The sequence below is a fragment of the Myxococcales bacterium genome (genome assembly GCA_016703425.1).
GTDB lineage: Bacteria > Myxococcota_A > Polyangia > Polyangiales > Polyangiaceae > JADJCA01.
In genome coordinates this window covers 946,213-968,950 of the sequence record JADJCA010000002.1, presented here as the reverse complement: position 1 = coordinate 968,950, position 22,738 = coordinate 946,213, and the positions used below count along the sequence as shown (strand labels likewise).

Genomic DNA, 22,738 nt, shown 5'->3' with positions numbered 1-22,738 from the left:
GTGAAAAACGGCGTCAAGTCACAGAGTGCTGAAAGGACGGGAAGAGTACCGCGCTTGAAATCCGTTTGTCAGCGTTCCTGACCACCGGGGCCCCCGGGCCCGGGTTTTCGCTGGCGCGCTCGCCGGTCGAGCGACGCGCTGTCTGTAGGTGTCGGCGATTTTTGGCCCCGGGGTCACTCCGTCGTGCGGGGGCGCAGCGAATGCCGGTACCCTCGCGCCCGTGCCCACCGTCGTCTTCGGGACTCCTCGCAAGCTCCCGAAAGCGCGCGACCTTGCGGGGCGCGTCGTGGTCCTCGATCTCGCCTTCGCTTCCGAGGCGTCCGGCGGAGGGTTCGAAAAGATCACGCGACCGCTCATCGACGGCCTCGGCGCGAGGCTTGCGGCCTGGGTCGATCACCACGACCACGTCGCGCACGCGGAATTTGCGAGCGATCCGCGTTTCGTCCTGTGCACCAAGGCCGAACACGGCGCGTGCCCCGAGATGATCACGCAAGAGCTCGTCCAGCGCGTGGGGCTCGTCGACACCATCGTTTGCCACGGAGATTTCGACGGCCTCTGCGCCGCAGCGAAGTGGATGCGCGGGGGTGAAGAGCCGTATGCCGGCGCCGACGACGACGCGCGCGCCATCGACACGCGCATCGGAAAGCCGGGGCCTATCGGGACGCGCTTCGATCGAGCCCTCCGCGCGCGACCACGCGACACGGCCCTCTACGGGCTCGTCGTCCGCCACCTCTCGACGGGCCTCGCCGACGCGTCGCTGTGGGAGCCCATCGACGCGGCAGCGTCAGAGCTTCGGGAGCGGGAAGCGGCGACGCGGCGCATCGCCTCGCGGTACCGCGTCGTCGATGGCCGCATCGTCGAGGGCCGCTCCTCGCTGCGCGTCGCGTTCGTCGACGCAACGCCGGAACACGGCCACTACGATCGCACCGAGCTGCTGCTCATGGGGCAGGAGCGTGCGAAGGTCGCCATCCTTCGCGACGGCGACAACGTCACGCTCGCGGCGGCTTTCGATAGCGGGCTCAACTTTCTTGAAATGATTGGTCTTTCAGGTGGTATGCCGACGCTTGTGTCGGTCCCTTTGAGTCGGCTTGCCGTGGCGCTCGATTGGCTGGGGGTCCGGGCCGACGAGCTTCCGCTCGAGTAGCGCCGTCAGGACCCCGCCACGGGTCGTCTGACCACATACATGTAAGTGTTTTTGCAGCGAAAACCGGGGTCCGATTCGTTGACCGCCACGTCGGGGAATGGTAACCGCCTGCCTAACTAAGGGCTCCGGCCTTGGTCGGGGTTCAATCGCATCCGCCACGCGAGTGGCGGAAGCAGGTGCGCCTCCGAAGGCGCCCCCGACGCAAAGGGGATCGCCATCGGATCCTCACTCCCGGCTTGGGCGTGGGGCAGAGCTTTTCGACGCTCGTGGGGGGCGCGATCTTACTCGGATCGAGGTGGGTGTCATGGTTGCAAAAGCTTGGGCTACTGCGCAGGAAAAAGAGAAGAAGGCCGTCGACGAGCTCTTCTTCTCCAACGAGTCCGTGTCGCTTTGCCTGCTCGTGAATCGACGCGCCAAGACGATGCGCGTGATCGACTTCCGCGCGGGGCCTTCGGAGGCGAAGCGCAAGTTCGTCCATGCGCTCGCCAAGCGCGAAGGCGTGGAGAAGATGTACACGCTCGTGGAGCGCGACGAGGTCGGGACGTGGGCGAAGTTGGGCTTCATCAAGGAAGGCAACATCCCCGGCTTTTACAAGCGGAGCGATGCTTTCATGCTCGGCTGCTTGCCTTCGGCCTACGTGCCGCCGGCAGAGCCCACGACGAGTGAGGTTCGCATCGCCGTCGCGAAGAAGAAGACTCGCCTTGAGATGGCGCGTCTCGCGATGCCGGACCTAGACCTCGCGCCCCCGCCGCCGCCGGATCTCGACGACGAGGACGAAGACGAAACGGGGCCCGTCGACACGCGCGCCCACGATCTCGCGGAGAAGACGCTCGTCGTCGCGAAGAAGCGGGCCAAGGAGCTCGCTGGCAAGGGCGCGAACGTTCCCGTCAAGATCGCGTCGCTGAGCGAAGCTGACGCGCGCAAGGCCGCCGCCGCCGCCGTGAAGGCGGGCCGCGCGCTCACAGCCTTCGAGCCCTTCGGTCGCGACTTCGAGCGCCGCTACTTCTCCCTCACGGCGCGCGGCGGCTTTGAGCTCGTCGTGTCGACGGAGTCGCAGTCGTGCTTCGGCAACGCCTTCGTGGAGCTGCTTGTGGCTCCCAAGGGCGAAGCCGACAAGCCGATCTACGTCGCCGCGCTGGCGGCGCTCGTGGCCAAGCTCATCGCCGACGGCGTCGTGAGCTGCTTCTCGCTCGTGCCGAGCGACGACGTGACCCTCGCGACGGCCTTCGTCGCCAACGGCTTCCGTCGTACGGGCCTGCTCCAGAGCCACATGGCCGTCGGCGCGGCGCGCAAAGACGCGATGATCTTCTCGCGCAAGCTGGCGAACCCCGCCGACGAGTGATTCGGCCTTAGGGCTGGTCCGAGACCGGCCGCGTCGCCGCGGACCACTGAAGGTGGATCCCCTTCGCTCGCGACGCGGCACCACGACACCTTGGCCCGACGACGTCGTCGTCGCGCCGCGGTCGCGATGCGAGGAGTGAACCGCGCGCGCGGCGGCGCTATGGGGTCTGGTTCGCCGCGGAAGGGCTGGCGTTGGAGCGCACGTGGGGGCGCGGCCCGACGCTCGCGCGGGCACGCGGTGTGCGTCCACGTCCGTCATGGGAACGAAGAATAGGCTTATTTTCGCGCTTTTGATGGTGATGGGTTGCTCCGCGGACGCCGCCACCGACGATGCCGCCACCCACGAGGGCGCGCTCGTCACCGGAGGCGATACCGTCACGCTCGGACAGCGCAAGCTGGTCTACGTGGATCGTGGCAACGAGAGCGCCGTCGAGTTCAAGGTGCCCTCCAAACAGAACGTGGTGCTCTCGGTGATGGGCTCGGCACAGGAGCTACGCGTCACGACGGCGAGCGGCTACTCGGTGCCCATTGTCCGCGAGTATCGCGCTGCGGGCCCCATCTCGTGGACCACACCGGCGATCGATTGGAAGTTCGGTCGCATGAACGGACTCGCCGCCGGCACCTACCGCGTCATGCTCAAGAGCGACGGCGTCGCGAGCGCTCCCGTTGTCATCACCGTGGATGCGGCCACGACGCCCATGGCTCTCGTGCCTGCCGAGGGCGTCTACCGAATCACGCGGCCCAGCGGCGAGGCCCAACAGCGCGTCCGCGTCGAGCACGCGAGTCGCTGCAAAGGCGCCTTCGAGCGACAGAGGACTCGGCTCGTTGACACCGCGAGGCAGAAACACGAGGCGCCGCGTCAGTACGTCGACGGCTATTGCCTCACGTTCCTCGATGGGCACCTCGGTGACTGGAGCGTGAGCCACAAGGACGTCGTCGACGTGATCGTCACGGGCGCTGGAGGCGTTGGCGAGCTCAACGGAGAACGGCCTTCCCAGCCGGTGGATGCTCTCGAAGTCGTGGGGCCCTTCGAGCGGAGCGAACGGCCGCGCTCGTGGAAGATCCGTCATCATCGCCAGGGGGCGCTCGACGTGAGCGAGACGACGGTCCAGCTGACGCGCGTCGCCGATTTGTGACGCTGCGGCGCGGCGTGTTGGGTCGGCACTCGGCGTGCCCCGACCCGTCGACCTCTGCGCGAAGACTGACCCGCGTCCGGGTCACTCGGCGCCGCGAGCCGGGCCGCGGCCGAGGCCGTATCGGAACGCCCTTTGGAACGCGCTATTTCCGATCTGACGGCGTAGCTCGTTGGGAATGTCCGGATGGTTCACCGGCACCACGCCGTTGAAGTGGCTTCGCATCTGGCCATCTGGCCCACTTTGCGACGTTTGGTAGCGGTAGATCTCGCCCCGGTCGCCGACACCGAAATAGGTGCCCGTGTTGGCGCGGAAGAGTCGCCCTTGGTCGCGCCCTTGCTCGTAGACCCGGCGAGCGTCGGGCGGCTCGGGTGTCTTGTTCGGGTTGGCCTTGTACCCGTCGCGCTCGTGGACCGGATCGTACGGCGGAAGCACGCGCTGCTGCACTTGATCGGGATGGTACGGCGAGCCAGGCAATGCGGGCGACGGCGTTCGATCGGCCGCGAGCTCGAGCGAGCCGCCTTGGCGCTGCGCCTCGAGGTCCGCCCACACGTTGTTCGGAATGTTGTTGAGCGCGCCGTCATCGACGGGACGCCCGGCCAGGTGGTCGCGCAACGTCGCGAGCTGTTGTTCGCTCAGGTTGTGCTGGGCGAGGTTGACGTCTGCGAGCGGATCCGGCGGCGTGTCTGCGGCCGGCTGGTCCCGCGTCTGATCGCCGGGGAACGCCTCGTTCAGCGTCTCCATCTCGTTCGGTGGAACGACGCCCTCTTGCGGTATCACGCCCGGCGCCGTGACCGGATCGGTCCCAGGCTGCGTGAACGCGTCGTTCAGCGTCTCCATCTCGTTCGGCGGAACGACACCCTCTTGCGGTATCACGCCCGGCGCCGTGACCGGATCGGTTCCAGGTTGCGTGAACGCTGCGTTTTGCGTCTCCATTTCGTTCGGCGGAACGACGCCCTCTTGGGGCACGCCCCACCCACCGGTGCCCGTGTACGCCGCGTTGAGCGTCTCCATCTCGTTGGCTGCCGCACCGTAGTTCTCGGTGCCGGTGTACGCCGTGTTGAGCGTCTCCATCTCGTTGGCCGCCGCACCGTAGTTCTCGGTGCCGGTGTACGCCGTGTTGAGCGTCTCCATCTCGTTGGCTGCCGCACCGTAGTTCTCGGTGCCGGTGTACGCCGCGTTGAGCGTCTCCATCTCGTTGGCCGCCGCACCGTAGTTCTCGGTGCCGGTGTACGCCGTGTTGAGCGTCTCCATCTCGTTGGCCGCCGCACCGTAGTTCTCGGTGCCGGTGTACGCCGTGTTGAGCGTCTCCATCTCGTTGGCTGCCGCACCGTAGTTCTCGGTGCCCGTGTAGGCCTCGTTGAGCGTCTCCATCTCGTTCGAGCCAGTGTTCGTCGACGTGTCCGTGTAAGAAGCGTCTGCGTACGAAGTGTCTGTGTTGGAGGTGTCGGCATACTCGTCCTCGCCGCCGAAGGCGGCATCGAGGAGCGTGTTCCGGCAGGCCTTTCGCACGATCACGGTTCGCACCCCGTCACCGTTTGCGAACATGGTGCCACCTGCGATGTGTCGCTAGATCCTTCGTCTTGCTGAAGTAAATACTGGCGGAACCCACATTGCGTCACACGGCCCCCGAGGCAACCGACGCTCATCCCCGGATCTGAGGAACGCGGTCTGAGGAACCACAGGCTGCACCGACCGGCGATTCCCAAACGACGCGACCGGGCCTCAAGAAGTCCACCAGCAAATGTCGACTACCGATGCGACCGTGTCGTTGCGGCCTGCATCGGATTCGAGAGCTGGGACGCCGAGGCGCGTGTCGTTGTGAAGCAAGCGGCCGTATCAGCCTGACGAGTTTTACCGAGCTGGCGTAGCGCGGGCGCACGAGGTCGACTCCTCGGGTCCACAGAGGTGTGGCCTCTCGGCATCAAGGTCGGCCCAAAGCGCGTCCAAGTGCCCGCTTCTTGCGGTGCACCTGCGGCTTGTCCGCTCCCGACGGTACCCCACGACGGCATGCGCTCTGCCTTGTCCATCGCGCCCGGCTCGCCGGCCCAAGGAGAACTCCATGTCAGCTCGCCGCCTCGCGCTCGTCCTCCTCGCCGTGTCATCGCCCTTCGCCGTGGCGCATTGCAACGTCGAGGACGAAGAAGCGGGCCAGCTTACGCAGGAGCTGACGACGTGGACCCGTTGCGCTGCCGAGGCGGCACCGACGCCGGGCGATATTTGTACGGTGCCAGGGACGCGGACCGTGCGCTATGGCGCGCGGGGCAAATACACGAAGAAGGTCGTCACTGGCCGCATCGAGTGCAGCGACGGCGCCTTCGGCGTGACGGTGCCCACGCCGTATCAGAACTTCTGCGATTACAGCGGCGACACGCTACCCGCGCCGGTGCCGTCCACGCCAACGCCAACGCCAACGCCAACGCCAACGCCAACCCCAACCCCAACCCCAACCCCAACGCCAACCCCAACGCCGACGCCGACCACGACGCCCCCGCCGGTCACGCCGCCGGCCACCGTCACCTGGACGCGCTGCGCGGCTGAGGCGGCACCCGCGCCGGGCGACACGTGCACCTTCACCGGCCGTCGCGAGGTCCGTTACGGCGTGCCCGGCGCGTACACCGTGAAGGTCGCTACCGGAGCGATCAAGTGTGAAGACGGCGCCTTCGGCGTCACCGTGCCCACGCCGTACCAGAACTTCTGCGACTACAGCTCCGCCGACCTGAGCGGCGCGTCGTCGCCGCCTCCGGCCACGCCCCCGCCGGCAACGACCCCTCCCGCCACTCCGCCGCCGAGTTCGCCCCCACCCGCAACCGGCGCCCCCGGGCCGCGCGTCACGACCTTCACGAGCTCGGCTCCGATCACCGCTACGCCAGGGCAGGTCATCTCGGGCGTTCGCATCTCGAACCCCAACGGGCCGTGCATCGTCATCACCGTGGCGAACGTCACCGTTCGCGATAGCGACATCGGTCCCTGCGGTGGCGGAGCCAACATCGCGGTTACGAGCGGCGCGAACGGGGTCGTTCTCGAATACAACTCGATCCACGACGGCTTCCGCGGCGTCTTGGTCGACAACAGCACCAATGTGACGACCAGCAAGAACAAGCTCACGACCTTCAAAGGTGGCTGCGAAGGGTGCGGCTCGGCCATCGAATACGACTATGCCACCGGCGGCACCATCGACGGCAACCAGGTGCGTGGGCAGAACTACGCTAGCGACGCCGTCAGCTTCTTCGAAGCGAGCAACATTCGGCTGACGAACAACGACATCAACGTCGGCATCTCCGAGCCGTCCTCGGCCGGCTTCACCATGGGCGACATGCGGCCCGGCTCAGGTCACGACCCCGGCAAGAACAACTACGTGGCCTACAACACGGTGCGCCAGACCGGCGGCAGTGCGGCCGGGGTCTTCGGCTCGAGCGGCAACACGGTGCTCGAGAAGAACTGTTTCACGGCCGGTATCCAGGCCTACAACTACTCGGGCATCTTCGTCGGCGTGACGGTGCAGAAGAACGTCATCAACATGGCGTCCCCCGACTTCTTCGTGCCCAACACCGCGGTCATCACCGGCTGGGCCACCAACGTCGACAGCACGAACTGCGCTCTCGTGCCGCAGTGAGCGCCCTCATCACTCACCGGGTCAAATTCCTATCCAGCCAGCTCTCGTACCAATCGAGAAAGCCAATCGGTCGATCGCTGGATGTGTACGGACGCCACGCCATGTCGCAACACCACATGGTCCCACGCAGCTCGCCCTTCGAGACGATGGCGTCGTAGACGCCGCAGCCGAGATGCGCGACGGCCAGAAAGCCCGGGCCCGGTCCCGTCCCGCCCGAATACGTGCTGGCCAATCGATTGGCGAACGGCGGGCGTCGCCGCAGGTGCGCCTCTCAGCGGTCGCTCCGCTTCAGCCAGTCGGTGAACCACTCGGGCGGCTTGGCGCCTGCCGCAGCGAACATCGTGGTCGAAACCGGGCCCTGCCAGGTGCAGGCGATGGCGATGGCCTTGTCCTGCCAACGTGCCTCCTCGTTCAGGGCCGCTTCCTTGGTGAACGTGGAATGCTGGCCGTCGTTGGCCATGGCCTCGGCAGCCTGCGCAGCGGCGCGCGCTGACACCATGCCGCGGCCAACGGCGCGCAGGGATTCCTTGTCGTTGCCGAGGACGCATTCCAGCGCGCGCAACACCGCGGTGGTCGTTTCGGCCAGTACGTCGAGGCCGTCGTCGTAGTAGTACTCGACAAGCTTCGTGACGTTGGCCACGCAAACCTGGATCTCAGCGTCGTCGTACGGGGTTCCGGCAGCGAACTGCCACGCGATGTCCACGGCGCGCTCGACCTCCGAATAGGAGAATCCAACGGGGTACTCCACGTAGACGGGGGCCACGCGGCTGGCGCATTCGGCGGCCAACGCCACCCGCAGTTCGCGGCTTACCGGTTTCATTTTTCTGGCGAGACCTTCACCCAGGCTCATCGTCTGCTCCCGTTTGGTGTCGTCGTCATGACCTTGAACTGACCCCCAACTCAGGTCCACCGATCCTGAGTCGTTGACGTTGATTCGGTGAGCGTCATGCGACCGCGGGGCGCGCACCGCCGGGGCCCGTGCGTCCCAGCCGCGTCCTTCCACCACGGCGCGGCGCGACTTGCTCTATTCTCCCGGCTCCCATGGACTTTGAGGTGGCGCACGAGTTCGACATCCCGCTCGACGCGGTGGAGCTCGCCGTGCTTTCGCCGATGCTCGTCGACAACCTGAAGCCGCGACTCTCGGGGGTCGAGTCGGTCGAGCAAACGGCACACCACTTCACCGGGACCGAGCTCGAACGCGTGTGGGCCTACCAGGCCAACGTGAAGCTCCCGGCCTTCGCTCGTCCGTACGTCACCAAGGAGATGTGCTCCTGGGAGGAGCGCTCCGTCTACCGCGTCGTCGATCACGCGTCGTCGTGGAGCATTCGCCCCCACAAGAAGCCCGAGTGGGCGAAGTACTTCACCGCGCAGGGCGAATACCGCCTCCTGCCCCTTGCCGGTGGTCGCACGCGGCGCGTCGTCCTTGGCGCCCTCTCGCTCTTCGTGCCGCAAGGCCTTCGCCAGCTCGGCGAGCGCCTCATCTTCGCCGAAGTGCAAAAGACCCTCGCCGCCGAAGCGGCCACGCTCACTGATCTCGCCACGCTTGCTTGATACGACCGAACGGGAGCCGGACCATGAGAACCTCGAAGCTTGCTTTTACTGCGCTCTGCACGGGCCTCACGTTGGCCGCGACCGCCGAAGCCGGTGAGCCGATGGCGCCGCGGGCGGAGCGGATCTCGTCGCCCGGTCGCTCCGCGTCTACCGACGACACCTCGCAGGCCATCGTCCTCAACCCCGCGAACGTGGCCAACATGCCCTCGTGGGAAACACGCTGGACCGGCTTCGGGTGTTTCGACGTGGAGGCGCCGGCGGGCGGGCCGCCGCGCGCGAAGGTCAACTGCGGCCACGCCTTCGAGGCTGCCACGCCGCTCATGTTCGGCCTCGCGACGGGGCTTCGTTTCGACTACGTGCAGCCGCCCTCGGCGGCGGGGCTTCCGTACAACGGCGTCGACTACAGCTGGCTGACGTGGGCCCTCGCCTACCGCTTTGGCGATCGCGCGTCCTTCGGCGCGAGCATCCAGCGCTCCTACTCGTCGAACATCTTCACCGACGCCCTCCTCGGCGTGTCGGCGGGCCTCAGCGTTCGCCCCTTCTCGCAGCTCGCGCTCGCCGCCGTCGCCCACGACTTCAACGGCCCAAGCATCGTGAAGATCGCCGCGGGCTTCCCCATCCTCGATCAGAGCTACGTGCTCTCGGCGGCCCTAAGGCCGACGGGGCGCCGCGACCTCGAGCTGGCGATTGACGCGAAGTACCTGCAGGGGACCGATCAATGGATTCCGCGCGCGTCGCTCGGCATCGATGTGCCGTACGTGGGACGCGCCCGCGGTGACGTCGAGATCGCGCACCTTCCGAACGATCAGCGGCGCGGTGTCGTGGCCACGGCCGGACTCGAGCTTGGCTTTGGCGGGCATGCTTCCTTTGGTGGCGGCCTCGCCTTCGGCAACGGTCTCGGACGACCGAGCAGCCTCGGCGCCTTCGGCAGCGCCGCCATCCGTGGCTACTCCGTTCCCGGCGTGCTCCGCCCCGAGCGCGCCGTCTCCATCCGCATCGAATCGACACCGGGGGCGCGCGGGCACATGAAGCTGCTGCGCAGTCTCTGGACCATGGCCGACGATCCGAGCGTCTCGGCGCTTGCGCTCATCGTCCGCGACGAGCCGGCGAGCTCGTACGCGCACGCCGAGGAGGTCGCTGACGCCATTCGCGTCCTTCGCGCACGAGGCAAGAAGGTCCTGTGCAGCCTCGAGATTGGCGGGCCGCGCTCTCTTTACGTGTGCGCGCACGCGGACCGAACGGTCATCAACCCCGCCGGCGGCATTCGGTATTCGGGCCTCAAGTTCCAGTACTTCTACTTGAAAGGCCTCTTGGACAAGCTCGGCGTCAAGGCCGAGATCCTTCGCATCAGCGATCACAAGGCCGCGCCCGAGCAGTTCACCAACGAGCGAGCCAGCGACACGGCACGCGCCGACAAGGAAGACCTGCTGCGCAATTTCGAAGCGGTCTTCACCAAGAGCGTGGCGCAAGGTCGCAAGATCAGCGAAGAGCGCGTCCGCGCCGCCACCTTGCGCGGGCCTTTCATCGCACCGGAGGCGCGCGACGCGGGCTTCGTGGATGGCTACGCGCACGATGATCAGATCGACGACGTCGTGTCGGAGATGCTCGGCCGCAAGGTCTCGCTCGAGAAGTGGAAGGACGAAAAGAAGGCGCCGGCAGCCTTTGGGCCGCGCGCCAAGATCGGCGTGCTCCTCGTGCAGGGCGACATGATCGACGGCCGCTCCGAGACGGTGCCGCTGCTCAACATTCGCCTCCTCGGCTCTTACACGATCCAAGAGCAGGCCAAGCGCCTCAAGGATGATCCCACGGTGAAGGCCGTCGTGCTCCGCATCGAGAGCCCCGGCGGTTCGTCGATGGCGGCTGACGTCATGTGGCGCGAGCTGTCGGAGTTGGCCAAGAAGAAGCCGCTCATCGTGAGCATGGGCTCGTCGGCGGCGAGCGGTGGCTACTACATCGCGTCGCCGGGCCGCACCATCTTTGCGCTGCCGCTCACGATCACCGGGAGCATCGGCATCTTCTACGGCAAGGCTGACGTGAGCGAGCTGCTGCGCAAGATCGGCGTCAACGTCGAAACCTACAAGGCGACGCCGCGCGCCGACGCCGAGTCCTTTTACCGCGGCTTCACCGACGACGAGCGCGAGGCGCTCCGCGTGAAGATTCTCCAGTTTTACGACATGTTCCTGTCGCGCGTGGCGGAGGGCCGTCACATGACCAAAGAGCAAGTGAACGCCGTCGGGCAGGGCCGCGTGTGGACGGGACAACAAGCGAAACAGCTCGGTCTCGTCGATCGTTTGGGGGGCTTGCGCGAGGCGCTCGCTGCCGCTCGCGAAGCCGGTGGCTTGCCCTACGACGCGCCCATCCTCGAGGTGCCGCCGCCGGACAAGACGTTGGTGGAGCAAGCGCTCTCGGCGGCCGGCTTCGGAAGCCTGTCGATCTTGCCGCCTTTGCCCGCGCAACTGCGCGACGCCGCCCAGGGGCTCGCGCCCTTCGTCGCCCACAAGGGGGAGACGCCTCTCGCTCGTCTCGAGTGGGCACCGGAAGGTGAAGAAGCGGCCCGCGACGACGATGAGCCGTGAGGCTCGCTCAGCGTCGCGGCGTCTCGCTGCGGTAAGGCTGGTCGCGGTTGCCGCGGGCCTCGCGGCCTGTGGCGCACAGGAGCGCCCCAGCGTCCGTCATTCAACCGTTGCGGACGCCGCGGCGCCCGCGCAGCGTTCGACCCCGAACATGACTGGACGGAGTCCCGAAGGGACGGAGGAAAGGCGTGTCGACGGGGCCGCTAGGACCCTAGTCACCCCGACCCCGACCCCGACCTCGCCGCCGCCGCCGACGCCTACGCCGACGGAAGGGGCCCGACGCCGTCGTACTCATCGCGTTTCCCAGAGAAGGATTAACCGATAAGGGGCAACGCACCTTCGTCGCGCCGACGCCCTTCATGCCCGTCGTGTGCTCCAAGCAGGGCGCCCTCGTGTTCGGCGCGGCCTGTGCGTCTCTCCTTCCGCCACGGGCTGCGGTCCAGGTGTTGGGCGGCGCGAAGATGACCCTCGTGCAGGGAGGCGGCCTCCCACTCGACGAGACGGAGCTGAAGGCCCCAGAAGCACCTGCATGTTGCATGTACAACGGCTGTCGCGGGGTCACGGTGCCGTTCACCCCGGCCGGCGCGCCGTGGATTGCCAAGAAGATCACCGTCGCCGTGTGGCCCGCGGAGGCGAACGTGGACCTCGTCGTGCCTGGCGCCAAAGAGGCGCTCTCCGCACCGGAGCTGCGGGCCGCCGCCGACGCGATGTCGATTCCGACGGAGCGCGCCGTTGGCGTTACCGTTCGCGGTCATCGCTACGCGACGGCCAAGAACGGCGGCGGAGCTTTGGTGCGCTTCGACAGCGGCCGCTGGACGCCAGCGCTCAAGGAACTCCTGCAATTCGGTCGCAGCGCCAGCATCGTCGCGGTCACCGATGTGAACCGCGACGGCCAGAACGAGATCATGGTCTACGGGCCCTTCGCCAACGACTACGCCTTCGCCGCGCTCTCCGACGACAAGGACGCGCCCGGATGGTCGTTTAGCTGCGGAAATATCTGAGAAGCGTCAGGTCGTGTCAGCCGCGCCCGCCGCGCCGCAGCGCAGCGTGAGCACCACGATGGCGGGCGCGACACCGAGGCGCACCGGTGGGCCCGTGGTGCCGAGGCCGGGGTGCACGTGCAGCACGGCGTCGCCACGCCGGTAGATCCCCACGTGGTACTGATGCGTCAGGTGCGACAAGGACGCGAGGCGCGCCAAGAACGGCACGGCGACTTGACCTCCGTGCGTGTGGCCCGAGCGTCAACGCCACGCCTGCCTCGCTCGCCCGATCGAAGAGTGCTGGCTCGTGTGCCAGCAGCACGACGGGAACGTCCGGTGGGCGGCCTTCGAGTGTGCGCTCGAGGTCGGCGCGACCGGTCCAGGTGTCATCGACGGCGGCCAGGTAGAGCGACCCGCCCTCGTGGTCGATGCGCGTGCCTTCGTTTCGAAGGACGGTGCAGCCCTTCGCCTGCAAGCGCGAGATGAGCGGCTCCCCCTCTCCAAAGTAGTCGTGGTTGCCCATCGATACGAAGGCGCCATGCACGGCCGTTAGGCCCGCGAGCGCGTCGGCGATGTCATCGTGAAACTCGACGCCGCTCGAGACCATGTCTCCCGTCACGACGGCGAGGTGTGGACCTTCGCGGTTCGCGGCGCGCACCCAGGCGTCGGCCCACGACTTGGGTGTAAGCGCGCCGATGTGCAAGTCCGAGAGCTGCACGATGCGAAAGCCATCGAGCGCGTTGGCGAGGTTCGGGATGGTGACGTCGTGCCGCTCGACGCGAAAGAAGCGGCGGCGGATCAGAATTCCGTAGGACGCGAGCGCGAGCCCCACGAGGTACGTCGCCAGCACGAAGTCTGCCGGCAAGGACACCCGTTCGCCTCTGACGAGGGCCCATAGCGGCACCGTGAGCGATGCCACCATTCCGATGGGTAGCGTGAAGAAAGCCGCGCAAAAATGCACGTAGAAGGGGATGTCGATGAAGCGAACGGCGAGCGGGTTGCGCCGCCGGTCGGGCATCGCGAGCCTGATTCGGCTCACGAACAAGAGGACCCCGAGCACCGCGAGCGCGACGCCCGCGAACGCCGCCGCGAGCGCTGATGGGTGGAGTCGCCGGGCCAAGGCGAAGACCGCGACGCCGAAGAACACGTGCATCGCGCCCGTCAGCCCCACGAGGACCATGAGGAAGCGACTCGGCCTTCGTCGTCGCTTCGGTTCTTCGCGCTTCTCGCTCGCCGTCGCCGTCGCCGTGCTCTCCGTCACCGAGGAGCGCTCACGGGAGGACGCCTTCGATCACGGCGCCGTCGTCGCAGATGGCCCGAACGTGACGCTCGCTGGCCCAAACGGAGAGGACGTTCGACTGGAGCCCGAGCTCCGGCGTCATGCGGATCCACGAGCCCTCGTTGCGACGAAGGACGCGCGCCTGCGCCGCGCCGGCCCACGGAGTGCCTTCAGGCCCGATGGTGACCGACGAGAGGTCTTTGGTCGTCTGCACGGCTTCGAGCTTCGCCTCGAGGCGTGGCGTCAGGTAGAGCGCGTAGCCGCCGGCGCCGACCGTCGACGCACCGCCATCGGGGAGCGCCGAAAGCGCCAGCAAGTGCCCACCACAGATGGACCCGAGGAAGCGCGCCTCGTTGCCGTCGATGCGGCCGAGCGCGCCCCAGTCGCCACACGCGACGAGCGAGCCCGAGAGGATTCTAGCGACGGCGTTGAGCCGCGTGGAGCCCTGCACGTCGATGTGGGCGCCAGGGCGGCCTTCGACGAACGTGAGCGCCGTGCCGACGGTGGCTCCCGGCCGCACACCACGACCCATCAGAGGTCGCTCGCCCACGAAGACGAGCGTGCCCGTGATCTCGTCGACGTGGGCCCCGTGGAAGCTCGCCTGATGATCGGTGCCGCGCAAGACCTCGTGGACCCCACTCGGAGCCATGCGAACAAGGAGCGCGTTGTCACCGAACAGAATGACGTCACCGCTGCGCAGCTTCCGAATGCCGTGGGCGAGGGCAGGACTGACGCCGGTCGGCAGTCGTACCCCGACCCAGGTGAAGTTGTCCCAACGGGCAACCCCGCCGGGGCCCACGCCCACCGCCGACGCGCCATCGGCGGCGAAGGACGCGGCGCGTGCAACGCCCGGCGACAGCGGCGGCGTGATGATGCGCCAGTTCCACGAGCCCGGGTTCGCGGCTTCCGAGTCCATCTTGCGGACGCGGACCATGCTGTCGAAGACCGCCGGCGAGGGAGCGGGGCCCGGCGGTGAGCTAGAGAAACGCTCAATGCGGGGAGCGCTTGCGCCGCCATAGGGCGCGGGCGTGAGCGGCTGCGCGCCGGCTGGCGACAGCGCCGAGATGCGGTCCTTCGCATCGTCCCGTTGTGCGGGCGTGGCGTTAGGCGTGCGCCTCGCATGAATGCCACCGGTCATGGGCGACTCGGCGATGGGGCGCGCCGAGTTGAGGCCCTCGGGGGCCGGTGCACTCGGGCGTGTCGAGCCGAGCGGATCGGCCGCGGCCCGGTTGCCGTAGGCGGGGATCGTCTCGATGAACGCGAGCGAGTTGCCCGCCGCGGGCGCCGGCTCGACAGAAGGTCGCTCCGTTGCGGCGCGGAAGATCGGCTCGATGGACTTCCAGAACTCTGCGATGGAGACGTGACGTTTTTCGGGGTTGGCGTCGAGCGCCTTGCCGAACTCGGAGTCGAGCTTTTCGATGAGCGCCGGTCGACCTTCGAGTTCCGGCGAGAGCTTGGCCGAGCCGATCTGCCGGAGCGACGGCCGCTCCCCGCCGAGGATCCGCGAGATGACGATGAGCGGGTTGTCGCCATCGCGGAACGGAAAGGCCATGCGGCCCGTGAGCAACTCGAAGGCGATGGCGGCCAACGAGAAGACGTCGGTCCGCGCGCTCACGCGCTGGTTGCCCTTCTCGTATTGCTCCGGCGGCGCATAGCCAACGGAGGCGCCGGCGAGCGTGACGGTGGCGCGGATGTTCGGGTCGACGAGCTTCACGAGACCGAAGTCCGTGACCTTGGCGATCTCCATGCCCGCTTCTTGGGTAATCAGGATGTTCGAAGGCTTGAGATCGCGATGCACGACCTTCTGCGCGTGCACCGCTTCCAGGGCCTGCACGATCTGCTTGAGAATGCGCCTCGCGCGATCAAGCGGCATCCCCCGGTTCGTCGTGCCTTCGAGGACCTTCTCGAGCGACGGACCGTTGACGAACTCGAGGACCGTAAAGGGAAGCACCAGAGGCTCGCCGCCGACCGGCGACGCCATTTGCGCGATGGCGTGGTCGAAGAACCGAACGATGTAGGGGTTCGGCCGCGCCTGCTGCGAAAGGATGCGAAGCACATCGGCTTCGCGTTCGAAGCGCGCCAAGGCGTCGTGGCTCACGGCGTCGGGCCTGAGGACCTTGACGATGACGACGAAACCGTCGGGCTCGTCCCAGTTGGCGCGGAAGACCCAGCCCTGGCCGCCTTCGCCGATCAGCTCGCGCAGGTAATACTGCACGCCCGTCGTCCCACGGAGGACTTGCCCCGTGAGCCGATCGCGAAGTTCGTTGAGACGGGCGTCGGTGCCTTGCATTGGCGGGGCCCCCTCCGAGCCCTTGGCGCTAGGCCCGCCCCGTCGAGGAGCGAGCCAGCTTACGCGACGGTCCTCAGCTCTCGAGGAGCTTCAGGAGGTTCTCTTTGGTCGTCAGGCCGACGTGTTGCGCCTTGCGCTCACCGCCCTTGAAGACGAGGACCGTCGGGACGCTGCGGATGCCGTATTTTTGTGCGACGCCGGGGCAGTCGTCGATGTCGACCTTCGCGACCTTGTATTTGCCCGCGGTCTCGTTCGCGATCTTCTCAACGATAGGCGCCAGCGCCTTGCAGGGACCGCACCAGGTCGCGGTGAAGTCGACGAGCACAGGGACCTGGCTCTTGATGACTTCTGTGTCGAAGCTCTGATCGGTCAGCTCGATGATGTTGGCGCCCATGGATGTCTCCTCGGAAGGGACCTTCAACCTAGCGCCCGTGGCCTCATAAATCTAGGGTCACGGCCAGCGAATTGGAGCGTGGTTTCGGGGCCTTCACGCTGCTGCGCGTCGTCATGGCCGGCGACCCTGGCCCGAGCCTGCCACCGCCCAAAGAGGCTTCCGTTCATCAACGAGGCCTTATTCGGTCTTCATTCGGCGGAAGGCGAGCGCCCGCTCGACGGCGCTCTTCAGGCTCAAGGTTGGGATGCGCGCGCGGATGAGGAGCGTTTGCCCCGCCTCCGTCGCCGTCAGCCCGTCCACGAGCGGCCCCAAACCGAGGAGCTTGACGACGGGACTTTGGGACCACACGCCGCGCTTCTTGTCCCAGAGTCGTCCCACGTCGGCACACGCGTTGGCTGTGTCGCAAAACAACCGAAGCTCGGCATCGGTCTCCTCCGCCACGATGAGCGACAGGGATGCGCTTCCCACGGCCAGGACGCTCGCCATCGTTCTGCCTTCGTCGCGCGCCTCCGCCTTGCGGCCTCCCGCCTCCGGCGCCCCCCCGCCTTCCTCGCGCGCCAACTCGGCGCGAACGCGCTCGCGCGTCGCCGCGGAGAGGACGACGGACACGAAGAGCGTTGGCGGCGGTCCGCCGGTCAGCGCTCCAGGCACATGGTGTGGCCCCGCGGTAGCCGCGCTCAATTGAGGTGCGGTGACTGCCTCCGCCATGGTTCGCGCCCAAGGTCGCGGTGCCAAGAGCACGAGCCCGTTGGGCGCGGCGCCGAGCGTATCGGCCCGCGCGTCACCGACGTTCATTAGCTCGAAGCCGTGGTACCGCTCGGAGCCCGCGTCTTTGGCGGTCGAGGCGTGACGCGTCAGCGCCGCTTGGCAACGCTCGAGTTCGTTTCGCGAGGCCACCACGCGGAGCGCGAGGCCGAGGTCGGTCCGGTCGTCGCCGCTCGGCACCGCCAGGGCCAGCGATTGAACCCAGGCGGGCTCGAGGGCGCAGCCCTCCATCGCCTTTGGCACCGGCAGCAGCGCGCGGAGCAAAGGATCGACGGCTTCGCCGAGCGCCGACTTGCGCAGCGCCGCCAGGTCCACCCGCGCGATCAGAAACGAGCTCGACGGGCACGCCAAGAGCGGGTCGTCGCCCATCGGCGTCGGCGACCGCCGCATGAGGACGATGAGCCCCAGGACCAACACGGTCGCGAGGGTGATAGGCCAGGCCGGCGAACGAGCGCGCGTCACGTCGCCCATGGGTTCTCCTCCGCCAGACGGCGCTTCGGGGTCGCAGGCGGGCAGGGGGGCCAGGGCAACATGGCGAAGACCTGCTCAAACCATAACCGAACGCTGCCGCGCGCCAGTAGTTCGAGGCACCGGCCGCTCCTCGACGGAAACTTGGCCCCCTTCGCGTCGGTCCGTTACGCGAACGCTATGCGCCTTGCACTCCTCCCGGTCGCCCTCGTCCTATTCGCTGGCTGCGCCTCGGCGCCTCGACCCGTTGCGGAAGCGCCCGCGATACGCGTGCCGGTGGTCTCGACGACGCGGGCCGTGATTCCCTCCCGCGGGGAGGTCACGGCGCCCGTTGCCGTCGAACTGAAAGACCCGCGAAAAGCTGGCGACTACGTGGTGCACCGCTTTTCCGGCTCCTTTCGCAAGCGCTCGCTGCTGCTCGCCGAACGCGTCGTCAGCGTTGAGGGGCCGATCATCATCATCGACTTCATGCTCGCCGAAGAGCGCGGCACGAAGGTCGAGCCGGGGATGCACCTGCGCGTAAAATTCGACCGTACGCCCGGCGCGCGCCGCGAAGTAGCAGAGGTCATCCGCGTCGTCGGTGAGCGCAAGGAGCCGGGAACGCTCGAAGACTACGAGAAGCTCATGGCAGAGACGATCGTCGTGCCCGATCGCAACGACGACATCATTGGCTCTGAGATCGTCAAGGCTACGGTGGGCGACCAGTCCATTGACGCGAAGAAGACGAGCTACAAGGTCACCCTGGGCAAGCGGCAGGCGACCCTGTCGACGCTCTCCAGCGACGCCTTCGCGTGGGGCGACGTTGGCGGTGAGATCCGCGGCACCGACGGCCGCATCATCTACCGCGCCGAGGTCGTCGAGACGGGAAGCGGGCGCACGACCACCAAGGCCGCGTCGCGGTGACGCCAGGAGGACCCCATGGCCGCCCGAAAGCGCGCGATTAAGAAGACGGAAGAAGCGCCCTCCGGCGCCGCGGCACGCCAACCCAAGGACCGGCGCTCGGGCGTCGACCGCCGCGTGTTCCCGCGGCCCGAAGGACGACGCGTCACCGGCGGTCGCCGCAAGGGCGACGGAACCGAGGCTTAGAGGTCGCTTCGCTTGGAGAGGACCAGGGTTGTCCTCCGGCACCCGATGGGGCCGGGTCAGCGAACAACCCGCGGCCGCTTCTCGCGGCGCCTGATTGAATGGAGCGGAGCGGCGCCGGCCGCGCGCCTCAGGGACCGACGTTGAGCTCGAAGACCAGGCCGTCGCTCGTGGGAAGCGCGGAGCGCGGCGACGGCCGCGTCAATGGGTTGGCCACCTCCTCGAGCGACGTCGGGCCCACTGAGTCCGCCTCCTCGCGTTCGGCAACGGCAGCGGGCGGAGCGCTCGGTTCGGTGGCGGGAATCTCGATGACGAGCTCGCCTTCGCCGCAAGACTTCGCGTCCGCCGCGGCTTCCACTGGGCGCGGCGCTTCGGGCGAACTCGCGTGGGTCGCAACGGGAGACTCGCCGGCGGAGGGGACGTCGGTTTCGGCCGCGTCGGTCGACGGCTCTCGTGAGGCGTTCGCCGCAGTGTCGGTGCTCATCGTTGTCGACGAGGTGTCGAGGGTCTGCGTTGCCGCGGGCGCTTCGGCTGGCACCTGCGTCGGGGGCGCCATTGGCGCCATGGGCAACGCTGGAGCAAGGCTCGCGCAGCCCGTCAACGACGAGAGGACGACCACGAGGAACGCGACGTCAGCTTTGGATCGACCGTGCATGGGGAGCTCCTTCAACGAAAGACGAACGTGTAGTTGACGCGCCGGCCTTCTTCCGTTGTCGGCGCCGGAAGGCGGAACGTTCGCGCGAGGCCGAGAACGCAGCCCTCGAGGGCGTCGCTTTGGACCGTCGTCGCCAAAGGCGAGGCTTCAATGACGCGGCCCGTCGCATCGAGCGTCATCACCACCGCAAAGCGGCCGCGCAAGTCCTTTCCGGGCCCGCGGGCGCGGACGACGCATTGCGCGAGCTCCGCTTGATGGCCCCGGACGACTTCGTTGATGGAGCGAACCTCCGTCGACGAGGTGGACGCAGCGGCCAAGAGCGCCGCTTGAAAGGGAGCGGCCGCCACCTGCGCCGCCAGCTCGCGCGTGCCGTCGCGCGGCGTGGTGCGGCGCGGCGGGCGAGCCATCTCGACGGGGCGCCGGTCCGGTGAGGGCGACGCGGCTTCAACCCGCGGCGTGACCACCCGATCGTCGACGTCGTGCGCCTCGTCGACGCGCGCGGCCGCCGCGTTGTCGGCGACGAGCGTTCCAAACGGGAGCGGGGGGCGCGAGCTCTTGTGGGCTCGAGCGACGAACCACGCGGGCCCCGCGAGGAGCACGGCCAGGACCGCCAGTCCCGCGACGGGGGATCGGCGCGGCGTCGGCAAGGGGGGCGCGCCGGAGAGCGCAGCCGTCCTGTCGAGGACCACCGGCGGTGGCGGCACGGAGCGCGGGTTGGACGCCCGCCCGCGATAGGCGGCAGCTTTGTCGGCCGCGACCTGCGCCGGCGGCGGCCCGAAAGGCGCGAGCAAGGCGGCCAGCTCGGCGACCGACGACACGCGCTCGAGCGGATTCTTCGCGAGGCAGGCGTCGACGATGCGCGAGAGCTCGCGCGGTACGTTGCTCCGCACCGCATCAAGCGCTCGATGCCGCTCCGTCGCGATGGAATTCATCAACGCGACGAGGCCGCGGCGATCGTCGAAGGGCGTCTGCTTCGTGAGGAGCTCGAAGAGCAGGATGCCCAACGACCACACGTCGCACGCCGGCGAGGTGTTCGAACCACCAAATTGCTCTGGGGCCATGTAGAGCGGCGAGCCCACGAAGCCGCTCGTGTCTTTGGCTGACGCTCGCCCGCTCGGCATGATCTTCGACACGCCGAAGTCGAGGAGCTTCGCGCTCCGCCACGGCCCCCGTTCGACGATGAAGACATTGGCCGGCTTGATGTCGCGGTGCACGATGCCGCGCGCGTGCGCCTCCGCGAGCGCTTCGCAGGCTTGCGTCACGAAGAGCACCGCGTCGGAGACGCTGAGGGCGCCGCGCCGGTCGAGCCACGTCTCAAGGTCCCGCCCCTCGAGCAGCTCCATCACGATGAAGGGCACGCCCTCGTGAGCACCCGCATCGAAGACGCGCGCGACGTGATCGCTCTTGAGCTTGGCGGCGGCCTTGGCTTCGCGGGCGAAGCGGGCGGCGATGTCGGGGCTCGCCATGGCCGAGGCGCGCATGAACTTGAGGGCCACGCGCTCGTCGAGGTCGAGGTTCGTCGCGGCCACGACGATGCCCATGGCGCCTTCGCCGATGACGCGCTCGACGCGGTACTTTCCGACACGGCTTCCGGGTGACAGGTTCGGCATTCGAGCTTCGGATGGGTGCATGAATTGACCTCGAACCGCTTGGGATCGAGGGCAGCCTACGGACCGACATCGCGAACCTGAAATAAACGGCACCTACATAGGGCCTTCGTGCAACGGGCGTGTGAAAGGGGCACGGCAGGCGGAATTTCGCGCCTGTGTGGTCAGGCGTGACGGGGTCTTGCGTCGGACGGCGCGTTACGCGATGGGGTACGCCATGCTCTTTCGGCAGCTCTTCGACGCGACGTCTTCGACGTACACCTATCTCCTCGCCGACGAGAGCACGCGCGAAGGTGTCCTCGTCGATACCGTCTACGAGCGGCACGCCCGCGACGCGGCGCTCGTGCGCGAGCTCGACATCAAGCTCGTCGCGACGCTCGACACGCACTGCCACGCGGATCACGTGAGCGGTGCGTGGCTGATGAAGCAGGCCTTCGGAACGCGCACGGGGCTCTCACCCCTCTACGGTGCAAAGAACGTCGACCTGCCGCTCCTGCACGGCGCGCGCATCGCCCTCGGCGCAACGTTCCTCGAGGTGCGCGCCACGCCGGGGCACACGCCGGGCTGCGTTTCGTTGGTCACGGCCGCGCATGACAAGGTGCTCACGGGCGACGCCCTCCTCGTGCGCGGCGCCGGTCGCACCGACTTTCAGGGGGGCGACGCCAGCGCGCTCTACCGCTCGATTCGCGACCAGCTCTTCACGTTGCCCGATAGCTGCGTCGTCTACCCGGGGCACGACTACGAGGGCCGTACCTCGAGCACCATTGGCGAAGAGAAGCGCCACAATCCGCGCATCGGCGGCGAAGCGCGCGAAGAAGACTTTGTTGGCTACATGAAGAACCTCGGGCTGCCGCACCCCAAGCTGCTCGCCGTTTCGCTTCCCGCCAACATGCGGTGCGGCGAACCGGAGGACGGCGCGTTTCGTGCCGGGCCCGACTGGGCACCGCTCACGCTGACCTACGCGGGTCTCTTGGAGATTGATGCCGAGTGGGTGGCCCAGCACCGCGCCCAGCTTGAGCTGGTCGACGTTCGGAGCAAAGCTGAGCTGGACGGCGATCTTGGTCACCTCGGCGGGGTGCGCCACATTCCCCTCGACGAATTGAGGGAGCGGGCCGGCGAGATCGACAAGACCCGTCCCGTCGTGTGCATCTGCCAGACGGGGAAGCGCTCGGGCATGGCCACGGTGATTCTTCAGAAGCTCGGCATCGATCGCGTCGCGAACCTTGCTGGCGGCATGGTGCACTGGCGCGAGCTTGAGCTGCCGTCCTGACGGGAACTCGCTTGCACCGTCGAATGCGACGTCGAATGCGACGTCGAAACCGAGCGCCCCTTGCGAGGGGGCGCGGGCGCCTCTAGATCGCAGAATCCAGCGCGCTGCGCTGGCACAAATAACACCCAACGAGGAGGAGCAAGCGATGCTTACGCGCACTAGCACGGCGGTTTGGCGGGGCACTGGGATGGAGGGCAAAGGCGCCCTGACGACGCAGAGCGGCGTCTTCGACAACCAGCCGTACTCGTTTCAGGCACGCTTCGCGTCGGAAGACGGCCGCGCGGGGACGAACCCCGAGGAGCTGGTCGCGGCGGCCCACGCGGGATGTTTCGCGATGGCGCTCAGCTTCGCGCTGACGGGTGCGGGCCACGCACCGGAGGAGCTCCGCGCGCGCGCGGCGATGAGCATGGATCGCGACGGGGTGCACTGGTTCCCGAAGGGCATCACCCTCGAGCTCGAGGCGAAGGTGCCGGGCCTCACGGAGGAGAAGTTCCGCGAGCTCGCGGAAGGCGCGAAGAAGACCTGCCCCATTTCGAGGGCCCTCGCGGCCGTCGAGATCACCCTCGTGGTCAAGTCCTTCACCGGGTAG

General features: G+C 67.7%; 19 protein-coding genes. 11 read left to right on the top strand and 8 right to left on the bottom strand.

Annotated features, from left to right (window positions below; all coding sequences use genetic code 11):
- Window positions 1-220: 220 nt before the first annotated feature.
- From IPG50_10575 to IPG50_10565, 3 genes are all read left to right on the top strand, one after another.
- The gene (locus tag IPG50_10575; GenBank protein ID MBK6692636.1) at window positions 221-1,144 is read left to right on the top strand and encodes a hypothetical protein; all 924 of its coding nucleotides are present in this window, start codon (window positions 221-223) and stop codon (window positions 1,142-1,144) included.
- A gap of 304 nt (window positions 1,145-1,448) precedes the next feature.
- The gene (locus IPG50_10570; GenBank protein ID MBK6692635.1) at window positions 1,449-2,486 is read left to right on the top strand and encodes a hypothetical protein; all 1,038 of its coding nucleotides are present in this window, start codon (window positions 1,449-1,451) and stop codon (window positions 2,484-2,486) included.
- Window positions 2,487-2,742: 256 nt separating this feature from the next.
- On the top strand, window positions 2,743-3,621 hold the full coding sequence (locus IPG50_10565; protein MBK6692634.1) for a hypothetical protein: 879 nt from the start codon (window positions 2,743-2,745) through the stop codon (window positions 3,619-3,621).
- Window positions 3,622-3,702: 81 nt separating this feature from the next.
- On the opposite strand, the gene IPG50_10560 is transcribed toward IPG50_10565, so the two are convergent.
- A complete protein-coding gene (locus tag IPG50_10560) occupies window positions 3,703-5,145 on the bottom strand; it encodes a hypothetical protein (protein MBK6692633.1) in 1,443 nt (480 codons plus the stop codon).
- A gap of 535 nt (window positions 5,146-5,680) precedes the next feature.
- Between IPG50_10560 and IPG50_10555 the strand changes: the two genes are divergently transcribed.
- Window positions 5,681-7,234: a right-handed parallel beta-helix repeat-containing protein gene (locus tag IPG50_10555; GenBank protein ID MBK6692632.1), complete on the top strand. Its 1,554-nt coding sequence runs from the start codon at window positions 5,681-5,683 to the stop codon at window positions 7,232-7,234.
- Between the two features lie 271 nt (window positions 7,235-7,505).
- Here IPG50_10555 and IPG50_10550 read toward each other — a convergent pair whose 3' ends face one another.
- Window positions 7,506-8,144 (bottom strand): hypothetical protein, encoded by a 639-nt coding sequence (locus tag IPG50_10550; protein ID MBK6692631.1) that lies wholly within the window; start codon window positions 8,142-8,144, stop codon window positions 7,506-7,508.
- A 131-nt stretch (window positions 8,145-8,275) separates the two neighbouring features.
- Here IPG50_10550 and IPG50_10545 point away from each other — a divergent pair, with 131 nt between their 5' ends.
- From IPG50_10545 to IPG50_10535, 3 genes are all read left to right on the top strand, one after another.
- Complete coding sequence (locus IPG50_10545) at window positions 8,276-8,785, top strand: DUF2505 domain-containing protein (protein MBK6692630.1); 510 nt, start codon at window positions 8,276-8,278, stop codon at window positions 8,783-8,785.
- 23 nt (window positions 8,786-8,808) lie between these two features.
- On the top strand, window positions 8,809-11,361 hold the full coding sequence (gene sppA / locus IPG50_10540; protein ID MBK6692629.1) for a signal peptide peptidase SppA: 2,553 nt from the start codon (window positions 8,809-8,811) through the stop codon (window positions 11,359-11,361).
- 356 nt (window positions 11,362-11,717) lie between these two features.
- A complete protein-coding gene (locus IPG50_10535; protein ID MBK6692628.1) occupies window positions 11,718-12,359 on the top strand; it encodes a hypothetical protein in 642 nt (213 codons plus the stop codon).
- Window positions 12,360-12,375: 16 nt separating this feature from the next.
- Here IPG50_10535 and IPG50_10530 read toward each other — a convergent pair whose 3' ends face one another.
- The 4 genes from IPG50_10530 to IPG50_10515 all read right to left on the bottom strand — a co-directional run bounded on the left by IPG50_10530 (window position 12,376) and on the right by IPG50_10515 (window position 17,537).
- On the bottom strand, window positions 12,376-13,599 hold the full coding sequence (locus tag IPG50_10530) for a metallophosphoesterase (GenBank protein MBK6692627.1): 1,224 nt from the start codon (window positions 13,597-13,599) through the stop codon (window positions 12,376-12,378).
- Window positions 13,600-13,609: 10 nt separating this feature from the next.
- On the bottom strand, window positions 13,610-15,907 hold the full coding sequence (locus IPG50_10525; protein MBK6692626.1) for a protein kinase: 2,298 nt from the start codon (window positions 15,905-15,907) through the stop codon (window positions 13,610-13,612).
- 73 nt (window positions 15,908-15,980) lie between these two features.
- Window positions 15,981-16,301, bottom strand: coding sequence for a thioredoxin (gene trxA, locus IPG50_10520; protein ID MBK6692625.1), 321 nt, complete (start codon window positions 16,299-16,301; stop codon window positions 15,981-15,983).
- Between the two features lie 177 nt (window positions 16,302-16,478).
- Window positions 16,479-17,537 (bottom strand): hypothetical protein, encoded by a 1,059-nt coding sequence (locus tag IPG50_10515; GenBank protein ID MBK6692624.1) that lies wholly within the window; start codon window positions 17,535-17,537, stop codon window positions 16,479-16,481.
- Window positions 17,538-17,714: 177 nt separating this feature from the next.
- Here IPG50_10515 and IPG50_10510 point away from each other — a divergent pair, with 177 nt between their 5' ends.
- Both IPG50_10510 and IPG50_10505 read left to right on the top strand, forming a co-directional pair.
- The gene (locus IPG50_10510) at window positions 17,715-18,437 is read left to right on the top strand and encodes a hypothetical protein (protein MBK6692623.1); all 723 of its coding nucleotides are present in this window, start codon (window positions 17,715-17,717) and stop codon (window positions 18,435-18,437) included.
- Between the two features lie 15 nt (window positions 18,438-18,452).
- The gene (locus IPG50_10505; protein ID MBK6692622.1) at window positions 18,453-18,620 is read left to right on the top strand and encodes a hypothetical protein; all 168 of its coding nucleotides are present in this window, start codon (window positions 18,453-18,455) and stop codon (window positions 18,618-18,620) included.
- A 127-nt stretch (window positions 18,621-18,747) separates the two neighbouring features.
- Here IPG50_10505 and IPG50_10500 read toward each other — a convergent pair whose 3' ends face one another.
- Window positions 18,748-19,272, bottom strand: coding sequence for a hypothetical protein (locus IPG50_10500; protein MBK6692621.1), 525 nt, complete (start codon window positions 19,270-19,272; stop codon window positions 18,748-18,750).
- Window positions 19,273-19,283: 11 nt separating this feature from the next.
- A complete protein-coding gene (locus tag IPG50_10495) occupies window positions 19,284-20,882 on the bottom strand; it encodes a serine/threonine protein kinase (protein ID MBK6692620.1) in 1,599 nt (532 codons plus the stop codon).
- 214 nt (window positions 20,883-21,096) lie between these two features.
- Between IPG50_10495 and IPG50_10490 the strand changes: the two genes are divergently transcribed.
- Both IPG50_10490 and IPG50_10485 read left to right on the top strand, forming a co-directional pair.
- Entirely contained in the window at window positions 21,097-22,149 is a 1,053-nt protein-coding gene (locus tag IPG50_10490) for an MBL fold metallo-hydrolase (GenBank protein MBK6692619.1), read from the top strand.
- Window positions 22,150-22,294: 145 nt separating this feature from the next.
- Window positions 22,295-22,738 (top strand): OsmC family protein, encoded by a 444-nt coding sequence (locus IPG50_10485; protein MBK6692618.1) that lies wholly within the window; start codon window positions 22,295-22,297, stop codon window positions 22,736-22,738.

Excerpts from the sequence above, each read along its gene's own strand:
- IPG50_10525 (MBK6692626.1), bottom strand. The coding sequence starts at position 15,907 with ATGCAAGGCACCGACGCCCGTCTCAACGAACTTCGCGATCGGCTCACG.
- IPG50_10545 (MBK6692630.1), top strand. The coding sequence starts at position 8,276 with ATGGACTTTGAGGTGGCGCACGAGTTCGACATCCCGCTCGACGCGGTG.
- IPG50_10500 (MBK6692621.1), bottom strand. The coding sequence starts at position 19,272 with ATGCACGGTCGATCCAAAGCTGACGTCGCGTTCCTCGTGGTCGTCCTC.
- sppA (MBK6692629.1), top strand. The coding sequence starts at position 8,809 with ATGAGAACCTCGAAGCTTGCTTTTACTGCGCTCTGCACGGGCCTCACG.
- IPG50_10510 (MBK6692623.1), top strand. The coding sequence starts at position 17,715 with ATGCGCCTTGCACTCCTCCCGGTCGCCCTCGTCCTATTCGCTGGCTGC.
- IPG50_10490 (MBK6692619.1), top strand. The coding sequence starts at position 21,097 with ATGCTCTTTCGGCAGCTCTTCGACGCGACGTCTTCGACGTACACCTAT.
- IPG50_10515 (MBK6692624.1), bottom strand. The coding sequence starts at position 17,537 with ATGGGCGACGTGACGCGCGCTCGTTCGCCGGCCTGGCCTATCACCCTC.
- IPG50_10505 (MBK6692622.1), top strand. The coding sequence starts at position 18,453 with ATGGCCGCCCGAAAGCGCGCGATTAAGAAGACGGAAGAAGCGCCCTCC.
- IPG50_10535 (MBK6692628.1), top strand. The coding sequence starts at position 11,718 with ATGCCCGTCGTGTGCTCCAAGCAGGGCGCCCTCGTGTTCGGCGCGGCC.
- IPG50_10565 (MBK6692634.1), top strand. The coding sequence starts at position 2,743 with ATGGGAACGAAGAATAGGCTTATTTTCGCGCTTTTGATGGTGATGGGT.
- IPG50_10555 (MBK6692632.1), top strand. The coding sequence starts at position 5,681 with ATGTCAGCTCGCCGCCTCGCGCTCGTCCTCCTCGCCGTGTCATCGCCC.
- IPG50_10485 (MBK6692618.1), top strand. The coding sequence starts at position 22,295 with ATGCTTACGCGCACTAGCACGGCGGTTTGGCGGGGCACTGGGATGGAG.
- IPG50_10570 (MBK6692635.1), top strand. The coding sequence starts at position 1,449 with ATGGTTGCAAAAGCTTGGGCTACTGCGCAGGAAAAAGAGAAGAAGGCC.
- IPG50_10495 (MBK6692620.1), bottom strand. The coding sequence starts at position 20,882 with ATGCCGAACCTGTCACCCGGAAGCCGTGTCGGAAAGTACCGCGTCGAG.
- trxA (MBK6692625.1), bottom strand. The coding sequence starts at position 16,301 with ATGGGCGCCAACATCATCGAGCTGACCGATCAGAGCTTCGACACAGAA.